At 50.8% G+C, this 4,130-nt stretch carries 6 protein-coding genes; 5 read left to right on the top strand and 1 reads right to left on the bottom strand.

All coding sequences use genetic code 11. The annotated features are described in order from the left end of the window. Nucleotides 1-1,032: 1,032 nt before the first annotated feature. The gene (locus tag AAC01S_RS18145) at nucleotides 1,033-1,281 is read right to left on the bottom strand and encodes a hypothetical protein (RefSeq protein ID WP_067625836.1); all 249 of its coding nucleotides are present in this window, start codon (nucleotides 1,279-1,281) and stop codon (nucleotides 1,033-1,035) included. Nucleotides 1,282-1,403: 122 nt separating this feature from the next. On the opposite strand from AAC01S_RS18145, the gene AAC01S_RS18140 reads away from it, so the two are divergent. The 5 genes from AAC01S_RS18140 (at nucleotide 1,404) to AAC01S_RS18120 (ending at nucleotide 3,002) form a co-directional block, all read left to right on the top strand. Then, a complete protein-coding gene (locus tag AAC01S_RS18140) occupies nucleotides 1,404-1,652 on the top strand; it encodes a hypothetical protein (protein ID WP_067625833.1) in 249 nt (82 codons plus the stop codon). Continuing rightward, nucleotides 1,649-2,146, top strand: coding sequence for a hypothetical protein (locus tag AAC01S_RS18135; RefSeq protein ID WP_067625830.1), 498 nt, complete (start codon nucleotides 1,649-1,651; stop codon nucleotides 2,144-2,146). Before AAC01S_RS18140 ends, AAC01S_RS18135 begins: the two co-directional genes overlap by 4 nt. Before the next feature lie 16 nt (nucleotides 2,147-2,162). Continuing rightward, nucleotides 2,163-2,411 carry a hypothetical protein gene (locus AAC01S_RS18130; RefSeq protein ID WP_067625828.1) on the top strand — a complete coding sequence of 83 codons (249 nt, stop codon included), beginning with the start codon at nucleotides 2,163-2,165 and terminating at the stop codon, nucleotides 2,409-2,411. Between the two features lie 77 nt (nucleotides 2,412-2,488). Then, nucleotides 2,489-2,737 (top strand): hypothetical protein, encoded by a 249-nt coding sequence (locus AAC01S_RS18125; RefSeq protein ID WP_067625825.1) that lies wholly within the window; start codon nucleotides 2,489-2,491, stop codon nucleotides 2,735-2,737. 16 nt (nucleotides 2,738-2,753) lie between these two features. Then, on the top strand, nucleotides 2,754-3,002 hold the full coding sequence (locus AAC01S_RS18120) for a hypothetical protein (protein WP_067625823.1): 249 nt from the start codon (nucleotides 2,754-2,756) through the stop codon (nucleotides 3,000-3,002). Nucleotides 3,003-4,130 lie beyond the last annotated feature (1,128 nt).

Here is a 4,130-nt window from a genome sequence, read left to right as displayed (position 1 = left end):
TTCTAAGAATATACCTCTGTGAAATACAGAGGAGATCTTTGCCGCGTCGCAATCGATTTTTCGTGAAAGAGGGTCGGAATGGATGAAACATGCCGGATACAGTTCGGACGGTATTGGATTCAACTGAACGGCAGTCACCCGGTCCTCGGCCGCGCGTGCACGAAAGTGCGAGCGTAATCGACAATGAACTGGGGGAATGGGTCGATATTGGGGCGGGGGCAGCATCGTTCAGTCGAAGAGCGCATTGCCCTGTTTGGACACCTGCGCCGGGAAAGGCACGAAATCGCCATTCGCAATGTGCATCTCACGCACCTGCCTGACAAGGATCGCGTGCGCTGGTTGTAACTTGAGGCTGTCTTTCAGGAGTTCACGCGAATTCCCGATGCAGCGGCGCGTCTTGTTTGCGGCGACTTCAACACGCCGTTAGAGGATTTGCCGCAGTTGTTGGCGGATCGATCACGATGGATCATTCGAGACGCCTACGAGGCTGGCGGGGGTTCCGGCAACAGGGCGACCATCCGAGGCGTCGGCGATGATTGGCCGTCTGCCGTATGTCTCGACTACATCCTTGAATGTCTGCCGATTGGGCGCACGGCGCGTTCCGTTCGATGTTCAGGGTCCGCTGTGGTCCTGAATCAACCAGACGGTTCGAATGGAGTGTTTCCCAGCGATCACTGTGGGGTCGCGATCACCATTCACTTTGTTGACGAAGGAGAATTCTCATGAAGAGTTCAGAGCAACGGGTTCACGGTACCATAGTGACGCCCAACGAGGTCGTGGAACGATGGTTGTGCGCGACGGCGTCATTGTCGATATGGATTGGGCGCCCATACAGTCGCAACGAAATCACCCGATCGACGACGTGTGGGTCTTGCCCACGAATTTTGCGAACGTTACGAGTACGCGTGGAGTTCCTTGCGTGCCCGCTTCTCGGAATCGTTGACCGTTCACCAGCGTGCGATATGATGGGCACTTTGTCACGCTGGGACTCGTCTTGTTCGAGGCGAGTCCAGCCAAGGATTCATGACATCCTCACGCATTCTCACTTCTCTGTCGTGTGACGTCTTGGCTGTTGATGGCGCCGTCCACCATTTGGGCGTGATCGAATGTGATATTGGTTTGTCGAATCACAATATTTGCCGCGCCCATGTCGGCACCGGATGCGTGCGATTGCTTGACGTTGGCGTCCCAACCAGCAAAATTGTAAGAACCAATGAAGCAGCCGGCGTTGCCTCCAGGCGCGCCGACGTTCAACATTCTCCCGATAATCACGGAAGGCATTTCCATCCCCCCCATTTTGCAACCCATCTCGTTTAGGTTGTTTCATGATACGGGCGAATGAAGTCGATTATTCCCGGCATACAATCAAGAAATCGGTCATTTCTTACGAGAGTCGGTGAAATATGACATCATTCATTTCCTTTCGCGCGATCAACGTCAATGCATCCTCACAAAATAGCGGCGTCTTTGTTGGCGAGATCAGGATTCCAGGGTGGGACGCAAACCAGAAATCGAACAGTGCTCACGCTGCCGTTTATGGATCTTCCAATGTGGAGGCAACCACGGTGAATGTGACTGTCGATAATTTTGAAGCGATTGATGGGATGATCAACGACCAAGATGTAAAACCGTATGGAGGACACAACCTATGATTCCGAGCAGGGAGAAGTTTCCTATCGTGATCCATGTCGGGAGTATATCCGATAACTCAGGCGTCTATCTTGGCCACCAAAACGTAATTTTAGGCATCAGCAGACACTCAAAGTCCAATAACGGATTTGGATCCATCGGTTCAAACAATATTGCCTCCAGAAACTTGAACATCGTTGACGATCGGGATTTGGTGGATACGCCGATTGACGATCGCGACGTGAAAATTCTCCAAACATCTCCGGCTTCATCGGCGTCCTCACCCACACAAATCAGCTTCGAGACCATCAATGTCCTGACGATGTCGCAAAATTCCGGGGTGTTTGTTGGGGATGTGAAAATCACAGGACAGGATTCACACACCAAACAAAACAGCGCTCAAGGTTCAACACTTGGGGATGGCAACGTCGAGATGCAGAATCTGAATTTGTTGTTCGATTCCGACGTCATCGATACCCCAATTCAGGATCAAGACTTCAAAGTGTTGTCCCGTTGAGCAGGGGAGGGAAGGCATGCCGTCGTTCATTTGTTTTGGTGCCATCAACTCCAACAGTCCTCAGCAAAACGGAGGCGTCTTCATCGGAGAAATCAACTGCGGCGGTTGGGATGCCAACCAAAAGCAGAACCAAGGTCATGGCGCGCTGTATGGTTTATACAATGTCGTCATAAACCAATTGTCGATCACCTACGACAATTTCGAGATGATGGATGGCGTCATCAACGATCAAGATTTCAAATCGATGATCGCAGGGAATATGTAATGCGTTCAGGACAGGCAATTTGCCAAGATGCCGGGAATAACCTATAGAACGGTGTCGCCAAGATGGGGGGATGTCTTTTGCCGTCACTCATCATATTCGGAGTCATTAATCAAAACACCCCTCAGCAAAACGCGGGCATTTTTGTCGGCGAAGGCAACATGGGTGGATGGGACGCGAACATGAAATCAGCCCAAGGTCATGGAGGATTGTTCGGTTATTTTAACGCATTTCCAATGCAGTTGAATGTTGTGTTCGACAATTTTGAAGCGATCGACGGCGCTATGAACGATTCCGATGTAAAGACGGGCCTAGTCAGCAACGTGTAAGGGGTGAACCGGATCGATGCCTTCCGTCATCTTGGTCGGTGCGTTCAACACCAATACGCCTCAACAGAACGCGGGATCATTTTTCGGCGAATACAACTTCGCCGGATGGGATGCCAATATGAAACTCTGTCAAGGCCACGGCGGCACATATGGCGCATTCAATTGGTTTCCGTTAAATGTGAATATCAACTTTGACAACTTCGAAATGCTTGACGGCGCGATCAACGACATGGACTTGAAAGCAACCGCCGGAGCGAATCTATAGACGCGCCTGCAATGAGCAGCGCAAAAGGGGCACCGAGAATTCACTCGAGTGCCTCTTTGCGTTGCCTCGCGAAGATGGAATTCGGTTGGCCGTGGACGAAAAGCGTGAGCAAGGCACAAATCGCGGGCAAAGGGCATAACCATACCGCGTTGCGTAGTGTATTCTTGAATGAGAAATAACTAACAGTATCACATTTTAAGGGGGATTTTGAGGTGGGTTTTTTCGATTCGCTTCGCCGAGCAGCCGAAGGGATTAGTCAAGATGGACAGTACGATGACAATCACCATTGCGCCCGCTGTCAGATAGCGATGCAATATCATGGTGCCCATGCTATTCGTACGGGAGGTCTGAGTCGCGGGGTTGGACTCGTTACGGATCTGTTGCTGGGAGGACGGGATGAAGAGTTTCTCAACACAGCGTTGGAGCGCAACGTTGCCGTACACGTATTTGTGTGTCCGCAGTGTGGCTCAATTGACTTTGTAAACGATCCTCAACACGGATTTTGACACCAATTCAGCACATCTTCCAGACGAAACGTTTGCGGGATGACACAGTCTTGCAGGACGAGGACCTTGAAGGCATGAAAAAGATCTTACTCCGACGAAACGGGGCCGCTGGCGCAGGTGTGCTGTCAGCCAAACTATCAATTGTAAGGCACAAAAGTACCGTTACGGGAGGCCGAGCTGGCCGAGTGAGGTGTTGGTCCGGCGTCGTAAGGGACAAAAATACCGTTGCACGAAGTCGAACTGGCCAGGTAATAGTTGGCCCTAGTGATTAAGAGCATATAGGCTGTTTTCATCCACTTGTCTGCTCCTTCTGGAATATGGTGGTTTCAGCCGCTTCCGCAGGCGCTGGCGTCTGATTTGTCGCAAAGCGGCCGATTCGACACACTTAGGTGCCATTCACGACTGTCGATAAACCGAGAGACGAAAATTGGTTGGATCCTAATTCAAGAGATTGAGCAGATCTCGCATTCTGAGAACAACGTCAGTTCCACTGGGGATGAGATTTTCTTCGATTGAGCTCCGAAATAGGAAGGAACACGGTTTTCATCGTCATAATCCTGATTGTATAAAGGCAGATCGATGTCTATCACCGGTAACTTAATACCCTTCATGGGACCGAGCT

Origin of the sequence: Alicyclobacillus acidiphilus NBRC 100859, from assembly GCF_001544355.1 — a bacterium.
In the GTDB taxonomy this organism is placed as follows: Bacteria; Bacillota; Bacilli; order Alicyclobacillales; family Alicyclobacillaceae; genus Alicyclobacillus; species Alicyclobacillus acidiphilus.
Note: the sequence above shows the minus strand (reverse complement) of the source record. Positions and strands in the feature narration are given on the sequence as shown.

Coding starts and splice junctions, on each gene's coding strand:
- AAC01S_RS18145 (WP_067625836.1), bottom strand. CDS start 1,281: ATGCCTTCCGTGATTATCGGGAGAATGTTGAACGTCGGCGCGCCTGGA.
- AAC01S_RS18140 (WP_067625833.1), top strand. CDS start 1,404: ATGACATCATTCATTTCCTTTCGCGCGATCAACGTCAATGCATCCTCA.
- AAC01S_RS18135 (WP_067625830.1), top strand. CDS start 1,649: ATGATTCCGAGCAGGGAGAAGTTTCCTATCGTGATCCATGTCGGGAGT.
- AAC01S_RS18120 (WP_067625823.1), top strand. CDS start 2,754: ATGCCTTCCGTCATCTTGGTCGGTGCGTTCAACACCAATACGCCTCAA.
- AAC01S_RS18130 (WP_067625828.1), top strand. CDS start 2,163: ATGCCGTCGTTCATTTGTTTTGGTGCCATCAACTCCAACAGTCCTCAG.